Origin of the sequence: Caulobacter sp. BE254 (assembly GCF_031457295.1) — a bacterium.
Classification (GTDB): Bacteria; Pseudomonadota; Alphaproteobacteria; order Caulobacterales; family Caulobacteraceae; genus Caulobacter.
The window spans coordinates 240790-261339 of the sequence record NZ_JAVDWJ010000007.1 but is presented as its reverse complement, the minus strand read 5'-3'; the positions used below and the strand labels follow the sequence as shown (position 1 = coordinate 261339).

Below are 20550 nucleotides of genomic sequence, written 5' to 3'. Positions count from 1 at the left end.
GTCAGGCCGCCGCGAAGTCGCGCAGGGAGGTCAGGCCGCTCTGGTTGATCGGCAGGACGAAGCTGACCGTGGTGCCTTCGCCCGGGGAGGAGGTCATCTCCAGCGCGCCGTCATGCATCTCGACCAGCGACTTGGTCAGGGCCAGGCCCAGGCCCGTGCCTTGGGTGGTCTTGGCGTGCTGGCTCTCGACCTGCTCGAACGGCTTGGCCAGGCGGGCCAGATCCTCGGCGGCGATGCCGATGCCGGTGTCGGTGACCGAGACCCGCACGCGCTCGCCCAGCGGATCGCGGCGCACCTCGGCGCGGACGGTCACCCGGCCGGCGCGCGGGGTGAACTTGATGGCGTTGGACAGCAGGTTCAGCAGCACCTGCTTGACGGCGCGATAGTCGGCCTCGACCTCGGGCAGGACGGGGAAGTCGATCTCCAGCTTCAGGCCGGCGGCCTCGGCGCGGTTGCGCACCAGGCGCACGGCGTCCTCGGTGACATCTTCCAGATTCAGCGGCTCGAACTTCAGGTTCATCTTGCCGGCCTCGATCTTGGACATGTCGAGGATGTCGTTGATCAGGGCCAGCAGGTGCTGGCCGGAATTGTGGATGTCGAGGCTGTAGCCCTTGTAGCGCTGGTCGCCGAGCGGCCCGAACATCTCGTTCATCATGATCTCGGAGAAGCCGTTGATGGCGTTCAGCGGCGTGCGCAGCTCGTGCGACATATTGGCCAGGAACTCGCTCTTCGCCTTGTTGGCGCCCTCGGCCTTGACCTTCTCCATCTCGTACTTGCGGGCCAGCTCGGCCAGCTGCTCCTGCGAGCGCTCCAGGCCGGCGACGGCGTATTGCAGCTGCTCCTCGTTGAGGCGGCGGGCCTCTTCCTGGTTCTTGATGGCGGTGATGTCGGCGGCGGTCATCACCAGGCCGCCCTCGGCCGTGCGCCGCTCGCTGATCTGGATCCAGCGGCCGTCGTTCAACTCGGCCTCGCGCACGCCCTTGGCGCCGTCGGGGGCGGGTTGGTCCTGCTTGATCGCCAGGGCCGCGAACCGATTGACCTCGTTGCGCGGCGCGCCGGGCTTGAGCAGCTTGGGCTCGAGGTTGAAGACGTTGCGGTAGTTGCGGTTGCACATCAACAACCGGCCCTGGCGGTCCCAGAGCACGAAGGCCTCGGACACGCTTTCGATGGCGTCGCGCAGGCGGTTCTCGGCGGCCTGGGCGCGGGCCTGGGCCAGGCGTTCCTCGGTGACGTCCAGCGCCACGCCGATGATCCGCGAATAGCCGTCCTCGCCGGGCTTGCCGAAGCCCTGGCCGCGGGCGTCGATCCAGATGGCGCGCCCGCCGTCGCGGGCCGGCACCCGGAACGAAACGTCGAAGGCCCCGTAGGTCGCGGCGTTGGCCAGGGCTTGGCGGACCTTGTCGCGATGGTCGACCGAGACGCGGTCCAGCAGTTCCTGGCCGGGCACCACGCCGCCCCCGCCCCAGCCGAACATCGCGCCGGTGACATCGGACATGAATACCTGGTCGGCGCCCAGCTCCCATTCCCAGATGCCGCAGCGGGCGGCCTCGACGGCGAGGCGGAAGCGCTGCTCGCTGTCGACGAACTCCTTCTGGGCGGTCTCGACCCGGCGGCTCTGCAGCATCAGCATCAGGGCCAGGGCGATGCCGACGGCCAAGGGGGCCAGCAGCGAGAACGTGCCTTCCATGATCTGGCGATCGATATTGGCCACGGTGCGCGGCCGGGCGCCGGCGGCGGCCAGCAGGTCGCCCTGGGCCAGCGGCTGGATCGCCACGTCGAGGGTCTGGCCGTCGACCGACTGGCCGCGCAGGGCCGATGGGCCCGGCCCCAGATCGTCGAGGGACAGCGAGAAGGCTTCGCGCAGATTGGTCGCGCCCTGGATCGACCGACCGCTGGAGGCCAGGATCCGGCCGTCAGCCAGCATCAGCGCGCTGACCGCGCCCTTGGCCGGTTCGGCGACCAGGCGAACAGGATCGCTGGAGGCGATGACGAAGCCGCGGCCGCCGGCCACCGGCGTGGCCATGACGACGTAGAGGCGGCCGGTGGTCCCGCCGCCGATCCACAGGCTGCGGCCCGAGGCGCCGGCCGCTCGGGCTGCGGCCTTCCAGTCGGCGGAAGGGTCGCGGCCGGCGACCGCCAGCACGTCCGTGGGGCTGACCACCGCCACGGCCATGGCCTCGCCGCCGGCGGCGCGCAGGGCGGTCTCGGCCGCGTCGATGGGCGCGCTGGCGTCGCGCTGCAGCAGGTCGGAAGCGGCCGAAAGACCGGCCCGCTGGGCCGCCAGGTTGGTTTCGGCGGCGGCGGCGACCAGCTTGGCCTGGGCGGACAGACCCGCGCCGCCAGGTGGCGCATTGGCCTCGTCCTTGAGCCGGCTGATCCCGAAGGCGGTGTAGACGGCCAGCAGCAGCAGGGCGGCCAGGATCGCCAGGCGCACATAGGCCTGGGATGGCGACCGCGCGGCGCGCGAGCGGGCCGCGCCCGCCGCCGAAAGACCGGCCCCCGCCAGCCTCCCGGTTCTCGCCCCGCCACGCTCCAACGCCCAATACTCCCGAGAAACGCTCGGCGAGTCACTTCGCCGACATGGTGAATCTACCGCACGCCAAAGGGCCGCGTCACCGCCGAACCGTGGTTTTGGCCGGAGATGAGCCCTTTAGTCGCAACTGTGGCGCCGAAGAATCATCCCAAGCTCGGCGCCAGCGGGAGCCGGATCATCAATCCAAGGCGCGGGAAACCAGCTCCAAGACGTTCTTCGACAGACCGGCATGGCCGCGGATGCGCTCCAGTTGCTCTTGCATCAGGGCGCCCAGGTCGGGCACGTAGCGCCGCCAGGCGCCCAGCGGTTCGACGAGCCGAGCGGCGGTCATCGGGTTGAAGCCGTCGACCGCCAGGATCTGGTCGGCCAGGAAGCGATAGCCGGCCCCGGTCTCGTCGTGGAAGCGGGCAGGATTGCCGCTGGAGAAGCCCTGGACCAGGGCCCGCAGGCGGTTGGGGTTGCCGGCGTCGAAGTCGGGATGGGCGGTCAGGGCCAGGATCCGACCGATCGCGCCCTCGCCCGGGTCGCGGGCCTGGACGGCGAACCACTTGTCCAGCACCAGCGGCTCGTGCCGCCACTGGGCGTGGAAGGCGGCCAGGGCCTTCTCAGCCGGCGCGCCGCCGATCGCCACCAGGGCCGACAGGCCGCCCATGGCGTCGGTCATGTTAGCCGCGCTCTCGAAGTGGCCGACGACCCGCTCGACATTGACCGCGTGCGGGTCGGCCGCCAGCAGGTCGCAGCAGGCGTTGCGCAGGGCGCGCTTGCCCGCGGCTCGGGCGTCGGCCGAGAACTCGCCGCCGCTCTGCAGGTCGCCGTGCAGCCGCCGCAGCAGGTCGCCCAGGTGGACGGCGATGACGGTCTTCAGGTGGCCGCGGGCCGCGTGGATCGCGGCGGGGTCGACCGGATCCACGGCCAGGCTGAGGTCGCCCTCGGTGGGCAGGGCCAGCAACAGCGCCTTGAAGGCTGGATCCGAGGCCTCGTCGACCAGGGCCTTGCCCAGGGCGTCGGCATAGCGCTCCTCGCCCACCTCGTTGGGCGCGTCGGCGGCCCGGCCCAGAATCAGCTCCCGGGCCAGGGTCTGGCCGGCCTCCCAGCGGTTGAACAGATCCGGGTCGGCGGCGAACTGCACGTAGCGGTCGACGGGGCGGGTGTCGGTGGTCAGGTTGACCGGCGCCGAGAAGCCGCGCAGGGCCGAGATCACGGGCGCGCGTTCCACGCCCTCCCAGCGAACGGTCGTGGCGGGCGTGTCCAGAAGGACCACCTCGCTGTCACGCAGCACCTCGCCCTCGCCGTCGAGCAGGCCGATGGTCACGGGCACGGGCAGGGCGCGCTTTGTCGGCTGGCCGTTGGTCGGCGCGGTCGATTGCGTCAGGGTGATCTCCAGCGCCTTGGCCGTCTCGTCATAGGCGTGGGTCAGCGACACCGCCGGAGTGCCGGCCTGTTCGTACCAGGCGAAGAAGTCGCTCATGTCGCGGCCCGAGGCGTCGGCGAAGCAGGCGATGAAGGCCTCGACCGTGGTCGCCTCGCCGTCGTGGCGCTCGAAATAGAGATCCAGGCTCTTGCGGAAGGTCTCGGCGCCCAGGATCGTCTTGAGCATCCGGATCAGTTCGGCGCCCTTCTCGTAGATCGTCGCGGTGTAGAAGTTGTCGATCTTCAGGTAGCTCGACGGCCGCACGGGGTGGGCCAGGGGACCGGCGTCCTCGGCGAACTGGCGGGCGCGCAGGGCCTTGACGTCCTTGATCCGCTGGACGGCCTCGCCGCGCATGTCGGCGGAAAAGCTCTGGTCGCGGAAGACCGTCAGGCCTTCCTTCAGGCACAGCTGGAACCAGTCGCGGCAGGTGATGCGATTGCCGGTCCAGTTGTGAAAATATTCGTGGGCCACGACGCTTTCGATGCGTTCGTAGTCCATGTCGGTGGCGGTTTCGGGCGCGGCCAGCAGCAGGGAGCTGTTGAAGATGTTCAGCCCCTTGTTCTCCATGGCCCCGAAGTTGAAGTCGCGCACGGCGACGATCATGAACAGGTCCAGGTCGTACTCGCGGCCGAACGCCTCCTCGTCCCACTTCATCGAGCGTTTGAGAGCGTCCAGGGCGTAGGCGGCGCGCGGGGCCTGGCCGGGATCCACGAACACCCTCAGCGCCACGGTGCGGCCGCTCATGGTGACAAAGCTGTCCTCCAGCACGTCCAGCTCGCCGGCCACCAGGGCGAACAGATAGGCGGGCTTGGGGAAGGGGTCGTTCCAGACGGCGTAGTGGCGACCGTCCGGCTGGCTGGAGTCCACCTCGCCGCCTTCCCACAGGTTGCCGTTGCTCAGCAGGTAGGGGAACGCCGCATCGGCTTCGATCCGCACGGTGAAGCGGCTCAGCACGTCGGGGCGGTCCGGGAAGAAGGTGATGGTCCGGAAGCCCTCGGCTTCGCACTGGGTGCAGAACCGGCCGCCGGACATGTAGAGGCCCATCAGGGCCTTGTTGGCCGACGGATCGATCTCGACTTCGGTGGTCAGGTCGAAGGCGTCGGGAACCTGGTGGATCGTCAGGCCTTCGGTGTCGAGGCTGTATTGGTTGGCGCTCAACGCCTGGCCGTCGATGGCCACCGAGATCAGCTTCAGACGCTCGCCGTTCAGGAACAGCGGCTCGTCGGTCCCGCCGTTTCGTTTGACGCCCAGGGTCGCCTTGACCCGCGTCGCGGCGGGCTCCAGCTGGAACTCCAGGCTGGTCGTCTCGATCAGGAACGGAAACGGGCGGTAGTCCGAGAGCCGGACCGGCTGGGGCGTGTCTGTGCGCATGGTCGCAATGTAGGCAAGGACGGGGAGCGGGGCGAGGGCGCACTTGACCCGATCGTCGATTTGTCCGGACGGGCGGGCGGTCACCTAAACTGTTCGTCACTTGAACCCCGGCGCGAACCCGCCAAAGGTCGGCCTGCGTTCTGGGATCCGGTTCATGTCGCGTACGGAAGTTTCACCAACGGCGGTCGGCCTGGACATCGGCTCGCGCCGTTTCCTGCATCCGGGTCCGTTGCGCTGGCTGCGGGCGCTGGGCTGGGGCGGGCTGCTGTTCGTGGTCTTCATGGTTTTCTACGCCGTGGCCAGCCGTGCCGGGGAGCCGGCCCAAGGCGAAAGCGCCACGCCGCTCAGCTTCGTCCTGGTCGCGGTGCTCAGCGCCGTGGGGCTGGGGCTGTACGCCGTGGCGGTGAAGCTGGCCGAGGGGCGGTGGCCTGGCGAACTGGACCTGAAGCGGGCCACGCCCGAATTGGTGATCGGCGTCGTGATCGGCGCGGCGATGCTCAGCGCCGTGGTCGCGGCCTTGCTGCTGCTCGGCCTCTACGACATCTCGGGACCGGGGGCGTCCTCGCCGCTGGCGATGATCAATGTCGGCCTCGCCTCGGGGATCTTTGAGGAGCTGATCTTCCGGGCGATCATCCTGCGGCTGCTGATGCGGGCTTTTGGGGCCTGGCCGGCGCTGGCTCTGTCGGCGGCCCTGTTCGGCGCCCTGCACCTGGCCAATCCCAACGCCACGCCCGTGGCCGCGATCGCCATCGCGGTGGAGGCGGGCCTGATGCTGGCCTCGTTCTACCTGCTGACCGGCCGCCTGTGGGTGTCGATTGGCGCGCACGCGGCCTGGAACTTCACCCAGGGCTGGATCTGGGGCGCGCGAGTCTCGGGCATCCCGGTGCAGGAGAGTCTTTATCTGAGCACGCCCAAGGCCGGCGCGCCCAATTGGCTCAGCGGCGGGACCTTCGGCCCGGAGGCGTCAGTCCCGGCCATGGTGATCGGCACGAGCGTGGCGGTGGCGGTGCTCTATCGCGCCTGGAAGAAGGGGAATTTCAAGACGCGTTCGGAGTCAGGCCCGCTGGTCGCCGACGTCTTCGACTAAGGGGTCAGCCGGCCTCGACCAAGCCGGGCGCGGCGTCGGCGGCCGGCACTTCGTGCAGGCTTCGCTCGATCGCCGAGGCGCGCTGGGCCAGGGCGACCAGGGCCGGCGGCGCGTCCTCGGGATGGTCGGCGGCCAGCTCGACCAACTGGCGGGCCAGGGCGTGAAATTGCGGCGCGGCGGCGATCAGCCGGGCCTGGAACTCGATCTTGCGCGGATCGCGGTCGTATTCGGCCCCCGGAGTCCGCCAGCCGCCCCAGTCGTTGGGATCGGTGACCACGACCGGATAGGTGCCGGGATAGGGGTGGTGCAGGCAGTCGCTCTCCTGCTGCCACTTGTTGCGGGCCCGCAGGATGCGCCAGTTCGCCGTCGCCGTATCGGTGTCGCCGTCGACGCGGTCTTCCGCCCTAAGCTCGTGGGCCTGGAACTCGCGCCCCAGCCCGACGTCATAGGTGACGCGCACCGGCTCGTCGAAGCCCTTGGCCCAGATCGGCACGATCTTCTCGATCGTCGCCCAGGCGCCGACGCTCTCGACCCACACCTTCTGGTTCCGCTGGAAGACGGTCTTGGCCACGCACGCGTTCTCACTGAGTTCGGGACGGCCATAAGAACCTGAAATCCTTGACGCGAGGTCAATCTTTCCCTCGGGCGAACGATCGTTCATCGTGCCTGCGACGTCGCCACCAGAGCGGCCAGGGAGGAAGCCCAGGTGGATTTCGACTATTCCGACGACCAGAAGTTCCTGAAGGACGAGGCGCGCAAGTTCCTCGCCGCCCGCTGCCCGTCCTCCGTGGTGCGCGGCGTGCTCGACGACCCGGCCCGCAGCTACGACGCCGGGCTGTGGCGCGCCGTGGCCGAGCAGGGCTGGCTGGGCGCGGCGATCCCTGAAGAGCACGGCGGGCTTGGCCTGGGTCGCGTGGAGCTGTGCGCCATCGCCGAGGAGCTGGGCCGGGCCGTCGCGCCGATCCCATTCGCCTCCACGGTCTATGTCCTGGCCGAGGCGGTGATGGCCCACGGAACCGACACCCAGAAGGCCGCCATCCTGCCGCGCGTCGCGGCGGGCGAGCTGATCGGCTGTTTGGCGGTGTCAGAAGGGCCGGGGACGATCACGCCGTCGGCGCTTTCGGCCAAGGTCGAGGGCGGCAAGCTGACGGGCGTCAAGATCCCGGTCACCGACGGCGACGCGGCCGGCCTGGCCGTCGTGCTGGCCGGCGAGGGCGGGCGGCCCGGCCTGTTCCTGGTCGACCTCACGGCCAGCGGCGTCCATGTGGAGACGCTGGAGAGTTTGGACCCCACCCGCGGCGTGGCGCGCCTGACCTTCGACGGCGCGGCGGCCGAACGGCTGGGCGAGGCGGGCCGGGGCTTCGAGCTGGTGCAGGCGATCCTCGACCGCGCCGCGGTGCTGCTGGCCTTCGAGCAACTGGGCGGCGCCGACCGCTGCCTGGAGATGGCCCGCGAATACGCCCTGGGCCGCTACGCCTTCGGCCGCGTGATCGCCGGCTACCAGGCCATGAAGCACAAGATGGCCGACATGTACGTCAAGAACGAGGTCGCCCGTTCCAACGCCTATTATGGAGCCTGGGCCTTGAACGTCGACGCGCCGGAACTGCCGACCGCCGCGGCCGCCGCCCGCATCGCCGCCTCCGACGCCTTCTGGTTCGCCAGCAAGGAGAGCGTCCAGGTTCACGGCGGCATGGGCTTCACCTGGGACGTCGACTGCCATCTCTATTACCGCCGCTCGCGGCAGCTGAGCCTGGTGGCCGGATCGCCCAAGCTCTGGAAGGAGCGGCTGGTGAGCGAGCTCGAGAAAAAGAACGCGGCCTAGGCGGTGCGCGAAATCCTCGTCCTTCGACAGGCTCAGGATGAGGATTTCGAATGCGATCGCCGAGCCTGCCGCAGCCCTCATCCTGAGCTTGTCGAAGGACGAGGGCGGTCCCACGGAAGAAGACGCAAGATGGACTTCAACGACTCCCCCGAGGAAGCCGCCTATCGCGAGAACGCCCGCGCCTGGCTCGCCGAGAACGCCGCCGCTCATCGCGCCGAGCATGGCGAGCCCAAGCAGACCACGCCCGAGCACATGGCCGCGGCCAAGGCCTGGCAGGCGCGCAAGGCTGCGGCCGCCTATGCCTGCATCACCTGGCCCGCGGCCGTCGGCGGGGGCGGGGGCACGCCGATCCAGTCGGTGATCTTCGGCCAGGAGGAGGCCAAGGCCGGGGTCTCGTACGGCTATTTCACCATCGGCCTGGGCATGTGCGTGCCTACGGTGATGGCCTTCGCCGACGAGGCCACCAAGCAGCGCTTCGTCTCGCCCGCCGTGAAGGGCGAGGAAATCTGGTGCCAGCTGTTCTCCGAGCCGGCCGGCGGCTCCGACGTGGCGGCCCTGCGCACCCGGGCCGTCAGGGACGGCGACGACTGGGTGATCAACGGCCAGAAGGTCTGGACCACCGGCGCCCACTATTGCGACTACGGCATCGTCCTGGTCCGCACCGATCCCGACGCGCCCAAACACAAGGGCCTGACCATGTTCTGGATCGACATGCGCGACCCGGCGGTCGAGTGCCGGCCGATCCACCAGATGTCGGGCGGCCGCGAGTTCAACGAGGTCTATTTCACCGACCTGCGGGTCAAGGACAGCCAGCGGCTGGGCGCGGTGGGCGAGGGCTGGAAGGTGGCCCTGGTCACCCTGATGAACGAGCGCCTGGCGGTCGGCGGCTCGGCCGGCCCGGACTATCGCCAGGTGATGGAGCTGGCCCGCGGCCTGTCGGGCGCCAACGGCCCGGCCCTGAAGGACGCCGCCTTCCGCGAGAAGCTGGCCGACTGGTACGTCAACTCCCAGGGGCTGAAGTTCACCCGCTTCCGGACGATGACCGCCCTGTCGCGCGGCCAGACGCCGGGGCCGGAAAGCTCGATCGGCAAGATCATCGCCGCCAACCAGCTGCAGGACCTGGCCAACACCGCCGTCGAGGCCCAGGGCGAGTACGGCATCCTGACCGACCCGTCCCTGGCCCCGATGGAGGCGGCGTTCCAGCAGAGCCTGATGTGGGCCCCGGGCCTGCGGATCGCCGGCGGCACCGACGAGATTCTCAAGAACATCATCGCCGAACGCGTTCTGGGCCTGCCTGGGGACGTACGGGTCGACAAGGACGTGGCGTTCAAGGACATGCCGACCGGGCGGTGAGCAGGCGGGGTGGAGTTGGGGACAGGCCCATGGGCCTGTCCCCGTCCGGCGCACGGCGCGACGGGGCAAGCCTCAGCTCCCCTTCACGTCCTTGGTCGCCCGGGTCAGTTGCACGAACTCGGCCCGCAGGCCGTAGGGGTCCTCGCCGCGCGCGCCCTGGGCCAGGTCGGTGACCGCGCTCCAGTCGAAGCCGGCGTCGATCCAGGGATCGCCGCGCAGCTTCTGGCCGTAGGCGGCCACGGCCACGGCGAAGCGGGTGGATTCCGGCGCGGCGGCCAGGCTGGCGCGCAGGTCGCCCGCCCCGATCGGGCGCTCGATCAGCTTGGAGGTCGCGCCGCCTGGCAGCTTGTAGCGGATCTTCAGGAAGGCCAGCTCGCGCCCGCCCGTCGCCGGCGCGGGCTTGGCGCCGTAGCGGAGCGGGTCGGACGACGGCCTGGCCCCGACCGGGGTGATCTCGTAGATCGCCGTCACCGCCGCGCCCGAACCGACCTCGCCGGCGTCCACCTGGTCGTTGTTGAAGTCCTCGCGATTGAGCAGCCGGGTCTCGTAGCCGATCAGCCGGTATTCGCTGACCTGGGCCGGGTTGAACTCGACCTGGATCTTCACGTCGTCGGCGATCGGGAAGAGGGCGCTGTCGAAGTCGTCGCGCAGCAGCTTGCGGGCCTCCTGGAGGCTGTCGACATAGGCCGCCGTCCCGTTGCCGTTCTGGGCCAGGGCCTGCATCATCGTGTCGTTGTAGTTGCCGCGGCCGAAGCCGTAGACCGACAGATAGACGCCGCTCTTGCGCTGGTCGGACACGAAATCCTTCAGCCGCGCCGGCTCGGCGATGCCGACATTGAAGTCGCCGTCGGTCATCAGGATCACCCGGTTGACGGCCTTGGGGTCGAAGTTCTGCCGGGCCAGGTCGTAGGCCAGCTTCAGCCCCTGACCGCCGGCGGTCGAGCCGCCCGAGTGCAGGGCGGTCAGGGCGCAGCGCATCTTCAGCTTCGAGCGTCCGTCGGTGGGCGACAGCACCGCCCCGGCCGAACCGGCATAGGCCACGATCGCCACCCGGTCCTGTGCCCGTAGCTGGTCGATCAGCACGTTCAGCGCCTTCTGGGCCAGGGGCAGGCGGTCGGGTCCGGACATCGAGCCGGAGGTGTCGACCAGGAAGACCAGGTTCAGCGGCGGCTGGCCGGCGCGCGGCGCGGCGTAGCCCTGGACGCCGATGTGCAGCAGCTGGCGGTCCTTGGACCAGGGGGAGGGCACGACCGCCACGGTCGGCTTGAACGGCGGCTCCTGGGCGGTCGGGCGGGCGTAGCCGTAGTCGAAATAGTTGACCAGCTCCTCAACCCGCACGGCGTCGCGCGGCGGGGCGGCGCCCTCGTTGAGGAAGCGGCGGACATTGGCGTAGGCGGCGGTGTCGACATCGATCGAGAAGGTCGACACCGGCTCGTCCGCGACGCGCTTGACGGGATTGGCGACGGCGTTCGGATAGCGCTCGGTATCCCGGTCGCCGGGGATCGGAGGCAGGCCGGAGATCACCGGCGACGCCATTTGGTAGGCCACGCTAGGCGGTGGCGGTGGCGGTGGCGGTGGCGGCGGTGGGGGCGGGCTTTCGAAGCGTTCGCGGACTGGCGGGATCGGCAGGGGCGGCGGCGCCGTCATGTTGGCCGGCGGCATGAAGGCCGGACGGGGCTGGACGCTGGCGGTCGGGGTGCGTCGCTTGGCCGAGACCGTCAGCTGCTCCTGGGTCGGGGCGCTGAAGCCGAGGGCCGCGCAGGCTTCGGGGGTGACCGGCCCGTCCTGCGGCGCGGCGGCCAGGCCCGGGGTGGCGGCGGGGGCGGCGACGGCCAGGGCCAGCAGGCTGACCCCGGCGGCGCGAAGGAGGCGTGTGACCATGATCTTGTTCCTCTCCCGATGACGAGGAATGATTACACGTGTAAAACAATCGCACCAGTGATCGCCGAAGCCCAATCGTCGTTTCGCAGGCCCCGTGTCTATGGCGCCACCGTCGGCAGGAACTTCGGCTCGACTCGCCGATGGGTGGCCTGCTCGTAGGCGTAGCCCAGGTTCAGCAGTCGCGCCTCGCTCCAGGCCGGGCCGATGAAGCTCAGGCCCACCGGCAGGCCGCCGACCTGGCCCATCGGCACGGTCAGGTGCGGATAACCGGCCACGGCGGGCAGGGTGGTGGACGAGCCGCCGTAGTGGTCGCCGTTCAGCGGGTCGATGGTCCAGGCCGGGCCGGTGGTCGGGGCGACGATGGCCACCGCGCCCGTCTCCTTCAGGATCCTGTCGATCCCCTCGGGCCCGGCCAGGCGTTTGCCGTCGGCCACGGCCTTGATGTATTCCGGATCGTCATAGCCTTTGGTGGCTTCCGCCTTCTCGAAGCTCTCCTGGCCGAACCATTCCAGTTCCTTAGGGGTGGCCTTGTTGAAGGCGATCAGGTCCGCCAGGGTGCGGGTCTTGACCTTGGCGGGGTCGGTCGAGGCCAGATAGGCGTTCAGGTCGACCTTCAGCTCGGTATAGAGCACCACGCCCTCGGCCTTGCCGATCGGGCCCTCGTCGAAGGTCTTGACCTCGACCAGGGTCGCGCCCTGGGCCTTCAGGTCGGTCAGCGCCTGTTCGAACACCGCGTCCGTGCCGGGCGAATAGCCGGTGTAGAAGCGGGCGACGGCCAGGGTCACGCCCTTCAGGGCGTCCTTGGACAGGCCCTTGGCGTAGTCGGTCTTGCGGGCGTCGGCCTCGCGGGTGGCTGGGTCGGCGGGGTCGGAGCCGGCGATGGCGGTCAGGATCAGGGCCGCGTCGGTGACCGTGCGAGTCATCGGCCCGGCGGTGTCCTGGCTGTGGCTGATCGGCACGATGTGGGTGCGCGACACCAGGCCGACCGTGGGCTTGAGGCCGACCAGGCCGTTGATCGCCGCCGGGCAGGTGATCGAGCCGTCGGTCTCGGTACCGATCGCCGCCGGGGCCAGGCCCGCCGCCACCGCCGCGCCCGAACCACTGGACGAGCCGCAGGCGCTGCGGTCCAGCACATAGGGGTTGCGCACAGTGCCGCCCACGGCGCTCCAGCCGCTGATCGAGTGGCTGGAACGGATGTTGGCCCATTCCGACAGGTTGGTCTTGCCCAGGATCACCATGCCGGCGTCGGTCAGGCGCTTGACCAGCGGGGCGTCGCGGCCGGTGACATTGTCCTTCAGCGCCAGGGAGCCGGCGGTGGTGGCCGTGTCGTCGGCGCTCTCGATATTGTCCTTCAGCAGGATCGGCACGCCATGCAGCGGACCCCGGACCTTGCCGGCCTTGCGCTCGGCGTCCAGGGCCCGGGCGTCGGCCAGGGCGTGGGGGTTCAGGGCGATGACGGCGTGGAGCTGGGGGTTGACGCGTTCGATGAACTTCAACCGCACGCCGGTCTCGAACGCCGACGACATGGTCTTCGGATCACCCCAGAGCTGGCTGGGCGGCGGTGGCCCGCCGGTCATGCCGGTGACGACGATACTCTCCACTCGCGGTTCCGAGTTCGTCTTGGGCTTGGCCTTCTGGGCCAGCGTCGGCTGGGCGCCCGCCAGCGTGAAGCACACCGCCGCGCCGCCGAGCAGCAAGGTCTTCCGGATCACGCGTCTTCCCCCAACTTGACCAGTCCTCAGATGAACACCGCCACGTTCTGGCGCGCAACGATCAACGGCGTTCCGGCCCGGTCCCAGATCGCCATGTCCTGGGCGGAGTAGCCTTCGCGCACGGTGTCGGCCCGGCTTTTCATCAGGCGCCAGCCGTCGTCGCTGGGAACTGGCTCGGCCAGCACGTCCAGCGACCAGGTCATGGTCGAGATCGGGGCGCGTTCGGGGAACAGGGTCATGGCCGGCGGCGGCAGGGCGTCGGCCAGGGCGACCAGGGCGGCCAGGGAGCGGGCGGCCGGGTCCCTGTGGCGGATCCAGACCAGGAAATCGGGCGGGCCGGGGCGGCCGATGGGCGTGCCGCCGGCGGTCTTGAACTCGAACTGCTGGGTGAAGTTGGGACCCCGTCCCTCCGGGAAGAAGTCGGGCGCGGCGTCCGGGGCGATCGTGGCCGGCATGGGCAGGTCCAGGTGATCCAGCCGCGACTCGCGCGCCGCGCCGAAGGTCAGGATCGCCCGGGTGGCCAGGCCCTGCTCGCCGACCAGGTCGACGCCCATGAACAGGGTCGACTTGCCGCGCCGCAGGATCTCGGCGCGGATCGCCAGTTCGCCGGCCGCCGGGCCGATGAAGGCGAACTGACCCGAGCGCAGCGGCGGGGCGTCGGGAACCGCCCGCAGCGCCGCCTCCAGGCACAGGGCCGCCGACAGGCCGCCATAGGTGGTGCGGCCCTGGCGCCAGTCGTCGGGAACGTGGGCGGTGAAGCCGGCCTCGGTCCGGTCCATGGCGGCGATCAGGTCGGTGTAGGAGGTCACGCTGGGGCTTTCGGTTGTTTCGTGCGCGGAGGTTCGTCTTCTTTCGCTACGGAAGTCAAACGCCGCTTGCCCCCTCCGGCCCTCCGGGCCACCTCCCCCACAGGGGGAGGATCTAGTCGCGCCAGTTGCTCCCCCTCTGGGGGAGCTGTCGCGGAGCGACTGAGGGGGTCTTTGGCACGCTCTCTCGTCCTCACGCGATCTCTCGCTGAGCATATGGAAAGGGGCGCGGAGCGCCGGACATCGTCCGGAGTGTTTGAGTAGTAACCGTTTTCGACGAAGCCCGATCGCTCCGCGCGGTCGTTGTCCGGAAGCCCGCGGCGCTGAGCCCTGTTGGGGCCTCGCCGCCTTGAAGCCTCCGACGGGCGGGCCAGGTCAACGAACCCCGGTCCCGGACCGCGAGCGCGTCACCGCCCGCCTGTTGCTCAATCAGCCCTCGCGCCACGTCGTTTTTGTGTTCCAGGCCCGACCGGCTCCAGAGACGCGAGGTTTGGTCCCAAGGGACCGCCGACGGAGCTTCCCGCTCGATCGCCCCCCGCCGCCGCATCGGTCGCTGGCCATGCGCCCTTTCCCTGCGACGAGGTGAGACCAGGATAAGGGCGGTCTGGAAGGGTGAGGATCAAAACGGGTCGAGAAAGTTCAGGGCGTTGGAATCGTGGGGCTTTGCTGGCTGAACGCCGAGCATAAGCCGGGGACGTGCACTCACGGCAAGGCCTCGCGGATCGATCCACCGCCTCAGGGTGAGTGCATGTCCCCAACGCCACCCACGGCGCCATGCGACTTCGACACCAAACTCGGCGGATCCGTTGGGGACACGCACTCACAGCCAACGCCCTGCGAACCGGCGGGCGTCTTGCCGTGAGTGCGCGTCCCCGTAATGTCCCTCCGCAATTCGAGGCTTTCGAACTTGGACCGTTTCGTCGTGATCTCCGGCTGCTCCGGCGGCGGCAAGTCCACTCTGCTGGCCGAACTGGCGCCGCGCGGCTGGACCGTGGTTGAAGAGCCCGGCCGGCGGATCGTGCGGGAGGAACAGGCGGGTGAGGGCGCGGCCTTGCCGTGGATCGACGCGGCGGCCTTCGCCCGGCGGGCCATCGCCATGGCGCTGGCCGACCGCGAGGCGGCCGGACGCGGGGAGGGCTGGGTGCTCTTCGACCGGGGGCTGGTCGACGCGGCCGCGGCGCTCGAGCACGCCACGGGCGAGGCGGCGCTGGCGACGCTCGGTCGGGTCCACCGCTACCATCGGCGGGTGTTCCTGGCCCCGCCGTGGCCGGAGATCTTCGTCAACGACCCCGAGCGGCCGCATGGCTTCGAGGCGGCGCGGGCCGAGTACGAACGGCTGGTCGAGGCCTATGCGGCGCTGGACTACGCGGTGACGATCCTGCCGAAGGTGGGCGTCGCCGCGCGGGCCGACTTCGTGCTGGACGCGCTGGGTCCCCTCCCAGTGGAACGATAGCCAAAACGATTGTCATCCCGGACGAGCGCGTAGCGCGAAGATCCGGGACCGACGCGTGAACGCAAGCGCTTCCGGCGGTCCCGGATCGGCGGCCCTCCGGGCCTTGTCCGGGATGACAGCCTTGTTCAGGTTCAGAGCGACGGACGACGCCGCCGATCACCGACCCTTCAACTGCCGGTCGAAGAACTCCAGGTGGGTCTTCAGCACGTGCAGGCCCTTGGTCTTGCTGCCGGGCGCGCTGTGGCGCTCGCCGGGGTAGAGCATCATCTCGAACGGGATGGCGTCCTTCTGCAGCGCCGCGATCAGGCGGGTGCTGTTCTCGAAGATGACGTTGTCGTCGGCCATGCCGTGCAGCAGCAGGAGGCTGTTGGGCTTGAGGTTTTTCAGGCGGTCGAGCACGTCGGACTGGGCGTAGCCGTCCTTGTTCTCGTCCGGCTTGCCCATGAACTGCTCGGTATAGTGGGTGTCGTAGAGGCCCCATTCGGTGGGCGGCGCGCCGGCCGCCCCGGCCTTGAACGGGGTGTCCGGGGTGGTCATCAGCATCAGGGTCATGAAGCCGCCGTACGACCAGCCCATGACGCCCAGCTTGTCGGCGTCGACATAGGGCAGGCCGGCCAGGAACCTGGCGCCGGCCAGTTGGTCCTCGACCTCGACCGTGCCCATGCGGCGGTCCAAGGCCCGCTTGAACTTGGCCGAGCGGTTGGTGCTGCCGCGATTGTCCAGCTTGAAGATGACGTAGCCGTCCTCGAGATAGGGCCGCTCGCCGACCTTCTGCCAGGACCGGCTGACGGTCTGGGCGTGCGGGCCGCCATAGACCGAGACGATGGCCGGGTATTTCTTGGCCGGGTCAAAGCCGACCGGCTTGAGGATCTCGTAGTGCAGCACCTCGCCGTCGGCCGCCGTCAGCGTCCCGAACTCGGGAACGGGCAGGGTGGCGGCGTAGGGCCAGTAGGGATGGCCGGCGTCGAGCTTGTTCTCCTCGATCCAGCGCACCCGCTTGCCGGTCGCGTCGTAGAGCGCCATCTGCGGCGGGGTCTTGGGATCGCTGTAGCCGGCGGTGAAGGCGCCGCCGGTCTCGGCGACCTTGGCGGTCCACCAGCCACCCGCCGGGGTCAGGGCCTTGGGCCTGCCCGGTTTTGTGTAGGAGACCTCGTAGATCCGCCGCTCCAGCGGGGTGTCGATCGAGGCCGAGAAGATGGCGACCTTGCGGGCCTCGTCGACGCCTTCCAGGTCGGCGACGGGCCACTCGCCCTGGGTGACCTGGGCGATCAGCTTGCCGTCGGCGGCGTAGCGGTAGAGGTGCTTGTAGCCGGACTTCTCCGATGACCACAGGAACGTGCCGTCCTTCAGCGGATGGAAATCGTCGCTGAGCTCGATCCAGTGGGCGTCGGTGTCGGTGACGATCGTCTTGCCCTGTCCCGTGGCCGGGTCGTAGGCGATCAGCTCGAGCGTCTTCTGGTCGCGGGTCTGGCGCTGGACGTACAGGGTCTTGCCGTCGGCCGACCAGTCGACGCGGGCGACATAGATGTCCTTGTTCGGACCCAGGTCGATCTGGACGATCTTGCCCGTCGCCAGGTTCTGGACGAACAGGTCGACCACGGCGTTGGGGCGGCCGGCCCGCGGGTAGCGCTGCTCGACCACGGTCGCGCCGCCCGGGCCGATGTCGGCGCGGGGGATCACGTCGACGCCGCTCTCGTCCACGCGGGTGTAGGCGATGCTGGTCTCGCCGGGGTTCCACCAGTAGCCGGTGAAGCGGTCCATCTCTTCCTGGGCCACGAACTCGGCCGTGCCGAACGACAGGGCGTCCTTGCCTTGCGTCGTCAGGGCCTTCTCGGCTCCGCCGGCCACCGGCTTGATGTAGAGGTTCTGGTCGCGGACATAGGAGACGAAGGCGCCCTTGGGCGAGACCTTGGCGTCGACCTCGTCGCCGGGGGTCTCGGTCAGGCGCGTGACCTTGCCATCGGCGACGCTGTCCAGATAGAGGTCGCCGTCCAGCGGCACCAGGATGAACCGACCTTCCTCGTCCCAGCTGTATTCGACGATGCCGCGGGCCGAGACGCGGGCCCGTTCGCGGCGGGCCTTCTCGGCTTCGGACAGCTCCTTGCCGCTCGACGACAGCGCCGCCGAGTCGATCAGGCGGTAGGGCTCGCCGCCCTTGACGTCGGCCGCCCACAGGTCCTGGACGTTGGCCGCCTCGGGCTTGCCCTTCAGGTAGGTGACGCGCTTGCCGTCCGGCGACAGGGCCACGCCCTTGGCCGTGGGGCCGCCCAGGGCCGGGTCGGCGAAGATCCGTTCGGGGGTGAGTTTTTCCGCCAGGACCGGCGACGCCATCAAGGGAGAGGAAAGCGCGAGGCAGGCCGTGATGGCCAGGAGCGAGGGTCTGATCATGGCGCGGGACGCTAGAGGCGAGCGTCGCCGTTGTCAGCAGGGAAGTTCCGGCCCGCTCCGATGTGCGCGAGGTGCGTCAGCTCGCCGCGCTGGGCAGGAAACGCTTGCCATGACGCATCTGTTAGCGCTAACAGGATCCCGTGAGGCGCCGAGCGCCTCTGCCCTTCCTGGGCGTTTCCTCCCTAATAACTTTCAGCCCGGTCTTTTGGCCGGGCTTTCTTTTTGCGCGCGACGCCGAAGCGTCACGGGGGGAGCGCCCCCGCGCCCGGCGGAAAAACAAAAGGGCCGGAGGTTGCCCTCCGACCCTTTCGTCCTGGTGGCGATGTCGCCGTCCTAGAACTGCTTCTTGACGGTCACGAACGCCTGGCGAGGCGCGCCGGCCAGCAGCGTCTGGTTGTCGCCCGAATTGCCGAACCCGTTCGAACCGATGGTCGAGACATAGTCCTCGTCCGTCAGGTTGGTGATGTTGGCCTGAACCTCCAGGCCCTTGGTCCAGCCCTCGCCCTGGAAGCGATAGCCGGCCGTCAGGTCGACCAGGGTGTAGGACGGCACGCTCTGGTCGTTGGTGTAGGTGAAGAACCGCTTGTCGGTGTAGTTGGCCGAGACCTTGGCGAAGAAGCCGGCGTGCTCGTACGACAGCTCGGTCTTCAGCAGGGTCTTGGGCGTGTCGACCGTGTTCTTGCCGGCGGTGCGGGCCACCAGGGCGCCGGCGCCGTTGAACACGTCGTCGCTGTAGGTCGAGTCGTTATAGGCGTAGGAGACGAACAGCGACCAGTCGGGCAGGAAGCGCCACGTGCCGGCGACCTCGAAGCCCTGGCTCTCGACGCTGCCGACATTGGCCAGGACCGACGGGTTGCCGACGATGCCCGCGCCGGCCTGGGTGGCCAGCAGACGGTTCTCGAAGTCGACATGGTAGACGTCGACCACGGCCTGCAGCGTCTCGTTGTGGAAGCGCCAGCCCAGTTCGACGGTCTTGGACGATTCCGGCTTCAGGGTGCCTCGGATGGCGTTGAACCCGGCCTGGGTGGTCGAGAACGGTCCGCTGGTGGCCGCGGCGACGAAGGCGCGGATGTTCTCGGAATAGGAGCCGAAGAACTCGTGGTTGTCGTTCATCCGCCAGGTCGCGCCCACCTGCGGCAGGAAGCTGTCCTTGGAGACGATGGAGCCTGTGATCGCCCCGCTGGCGGGGGCGACGCTGGTGGTGGCCGCGTTCTTGACCCGCAGCGACTTGAAGCCGGCGTTGATCGTGAAGGCGTCGGTCACCGACCAGGTGTCCTGCAGGTGGAACTGGCTGGTCAGGGTCTGGAACCGGTAGGCCCATTGGGTGGCGAACGGGTTGGACTGGAACTCCAGGCTGTCGCGTTGCGGGGCGGCGCGGTCCAGGCCGTAGAAGCGGCGGGCCTGGTTGAAGTCGTTGTCCTCGTACCACCAGCCGCCTTCGACCTTGTGGCCGCCCAGGGTCAGGGTCGCCGCGCCGATCAGGCCCGCGCGGTTGATGTCGTACTCGGTGGTGCGGACCGAGATCGGCGCGTTGTTGGTGGTGGCGCCGGGCGTGTAGGCGTTGGGCGAGGGGACGTAGGGCGTGTACCACAGGCCCTGGCCGTTGTTGCTGTGGCCGTAGGCCGTGCCCGACAGGCTCAGGTGTTCGTTGACGTCGGCGTCGACGGTCACCGCGCCGATCACGTCGTCCCGCAGGCCGGCGGCGTCAAAATAGGCGTCGTCCAGGGTGGCGATCGGCGACGGATAGGCCGTACCGGCCGCCGGGTTGGTCGGCGGAGCGCCGGAGTCGCCGCGGTTGTTGCCGACGTCGGCGACCCGCACCGCCTTGGCCCAGTCTCCCGAGATGTTGTCCCAGCCGTAGCCGAGCCGCTTGATCATGCCCAGCGACAGGTCCTGGTAGTCGTTCTCGCGACGCTTGGAGCCGTTGGCCCAGGCGGTGATCGTCAGCGGGCCGGCCGGCTGGACGATCTTGAAATTGACCTGCTCTTGGTTCTGCTGGCCCTCGCCTTTCCACTTGTCGCCTTCCTGCTTGGAATAGCTGAGATAGGCGGTGGCTCCGCTGGGCAGGACGCCGGTGTCCAGGCGCACGAAGCCGCGCCAGGTGTTGTCGGACCCGCCGGTGGCCGCGGCCAGGACGCCGAACGTCTCCGACGGCTTGCGCGAGGTGAACTTCAGCGCCCCGCCAAGGTTCGAGGTCGAGGCGGTGTCGAGCGCGCCCGACCCCTGGGCCAGTTCGACCGTGCCGATGTTCTCCGACCCGATGGCGCGGCTGATGTGCAGGCCGTTGTAGTTGCCGTAGCTCATGTCGCCCAGCGGCACGCCGTCCAGGGTGAAGCCCAGCTGGTTCTGGTTGAAGCTGCGGATCGAGATGCGGGTCGACCACTCGTAGGCGCCGAAGGCGTCGGCCGACTGGAAGTTGACGCCGGGCAGCTTGGCGACGGCCTTGATCGGGCTGGTCCCGGCCGCTTCCAGCGACAGGGCCTGCGAGCTCAGCATCTGGACCGAGCGGCTCTGGCCCTGGCCCAGCACGACGACGGCGTCGACTTCGGTGGCGTCGGCGCCAGCGGCGTCGGCGGTAGCCGCGACGGCGGCGGGTTCGGCGGCCAGGGCCAGGTGCGGCGCGGCCAGCAGCAAGGCGCAGAAGGCCCCGCCCAGCATCAGGTGTCGTTTCATGCTTGTATCCCCATGCCGACGCTCAAGGGGAGCGGCGCCGGCTTGGGGAGGTGCGGTAAC

General features: G+C 69.4%; 12 protein-coding genes and 2 pseudogenes. 6 read left to right on the top strand and 8 right to left on the bottom strand.

Translation table 11 applies throughout. The features are described 5' to 3' along the window. Position 1: 1 nt before the first annotated feature. Positions 2 to 2536 carry an ATP-binding protein gene (locus tag J2X41_RS15175; RefSeq protein ID WP_404979940.1) on the bottom strand — a complete coding sequence of 845 codons (2535 nt, stop codon included), beginning with the start codon at positions 2534 to 2536 and terminating at the stop codon, positions 2 to 4. 175 nt (positions 2537 to 2711) lie between these two features. Then, positions 2712 to 5315, bottom strand: a complete 2604-nt coding sequence (gene pepN / locus J2X41_RS15170; RefSeq protein WP_310082843.1) for an aminopeptidase N — start codon at positions 5313 to 5315, stop codon at positions 2712 to 2714. A gap of 154 nt (positions 5316 to 5469) precedes the next feature. On the opposite strand from pepN, the gene J2X41_RS15165 reads away from it, so the two are divergent. Continuing rightward, positions 5470 to 6402 (top strand): type II CAAX endopeptidase family protein, encoded by a 933-nt coding sequence (locus J2X41_RS15165; RefSeq protein WP_310082842.1) that lies wholly within the window; start codon positions 5470 to 5472, stop codon positions 6400 to 6402. A gap of 4 nt (positions 6403 to 6406) precedes the next feature. Here the strand turns inward: J2X41_RS15165 and J2X41_RS15160 are convergent, their stop codons facing one another. Next, a complete protein-coding gene (locus J2X41_RS15160; RefSeq protein WP_310082841.1) occupies positions 6407 to 6973 on the bottom strand; it encodes a hypothetical protein in 567 nt (188 codons plus the stop codon). 135 nt (positions 6974 to 7108) lie between these two features. Here J2X41_RS15160 and J2X41_RS15155 point away from each other — a divergent pair, with 135 nt between their 5' ends. The 3 genes and pseudogenes from J2X41_RS15155 to J2X41_RS15145 all read left to right on the top strand — a co-directional run bounded on the left by J2X41_RS15155 (position 7109) and on the right by J2X41_RS15145 (position 9577). Next, positions 7109 to 8224: an acyl-CoA dehydrogenase family protein gene (locus J2X41_RS15155; protein WP_310082840.1), complete on the top strand. Its 1116-nt coding sequence runs from the start codon at positions 7109 to 7111 to the stop codon at positions 8222 to 8224. A gap of 3 nt (positions 8225 to 8227) precedes the next feature. Then, positions 8228 to 8332 (top strand): annotated as a pseudogene (locus J2X41_RS15150) (hypothetical protein); the annotation flags it as partial. A 21-nt stretch (positions 8333 to 8353) separates the two neighbouring features. Further along, positions 8354 to 9577 (top strand): acyl-CoA dehydrogenase family protein, encoded by a 1224-nt coding sequence (locus J2X41_RS15145; RefSeq protein WP_310082872.1) that lies wholly within the window; start codon positions 8354 to 8356, stop codon positions 9575 to 9577. 72 nt (positions 9578 to 9649) lie between these two features. Here the strand turns inward: J2X41_RS15145 and J2X41_RS15140 are convergent, their stop codons facing one another. The 3 genes from J2X41_RS15140 to J2X41_RS15130 form a co-directional block, all read right to left on the bottom strand. After that, a complete protein-coding gene (locus J2X41_RS15140; protein WP_310082839.1) occupies positions 9650 to 11458 on the bottom strand; it encodes a VWA domain-containing protein in 1809 nt (602 codons plus the stop codon). Positions 11459 to 11556: 98 nt separating this feature from the next. Further along, positions 11557 to 12984: an amidase gene (locus J2X41_RS15135; RefSeq protein ID WP_310082871.1), complete on the bottom strand. Its 1428-nt coding sequence runs from the start codon at positions 12982 to 12984 to the stop codon at positions 11557 to 11559. 212 nt (positions 12985 to 13196) lie between these two features. Next, entirely contained in the window at positions 13197 to 13979 is a 783-nt protein-coding gene (locus tag J2X41_RS15130) for a thioesterase family protein (protein WP_310082838.1), read from the bottom strand. Between the two features lie 510 nt (positions 13980 to 14489). Between J2X41_RS15130 and J2X41_RS25315 the strand changes: the two are divergent. Next, a pseudogene (locus J2X41_RS25315) lies at positions 14490 to 14573 on the top strand (hypothetical protein); the annotation flags it as partial. Between the two features lie 310 nt (positions 14574 to 14883). Then, on the top strand, positions 14884 to 15429 hold the full coding sequence (locus tag J2X41_RS15125; RefSeq protein WP_310082837.1) for an AAA family ATPase: 546 nt from the start codon (positions 14884 to 14886) through the stop codon (positions 15427 to 15429). 156 nt (positions 15430 to 15585) lie between these two features. Here the strand turns inward: J2X41_RS15125 and J2X41_RS15120 are convergent, their stop codons facing one another. After that, positions 15586 to 17817, bottom strand: coding sequence for a S9 family peptidase (locus J2X41_RS15120; RefSeq protein ID WP_310082836.1), 2232 nt, complete (start codon positions 17815 to 17817; stop codon positions 15586 to 15588). Positions 17818 to 18150: 333 nt separating this feature from the next. Further along, positions 18151 to 20490, bottom strand: coding sequence for a TonB-dependent receptor domain-containing protein (locus tag J2X41_RS15115; protein ID WP_310082835.1), 2340 nt, complete (start codon positions 20488 to 20490; stop codon positions 18151 to 18153). Between the last annotated feature and the right edge of the window lie 60 nt (positions 20491 to 20550).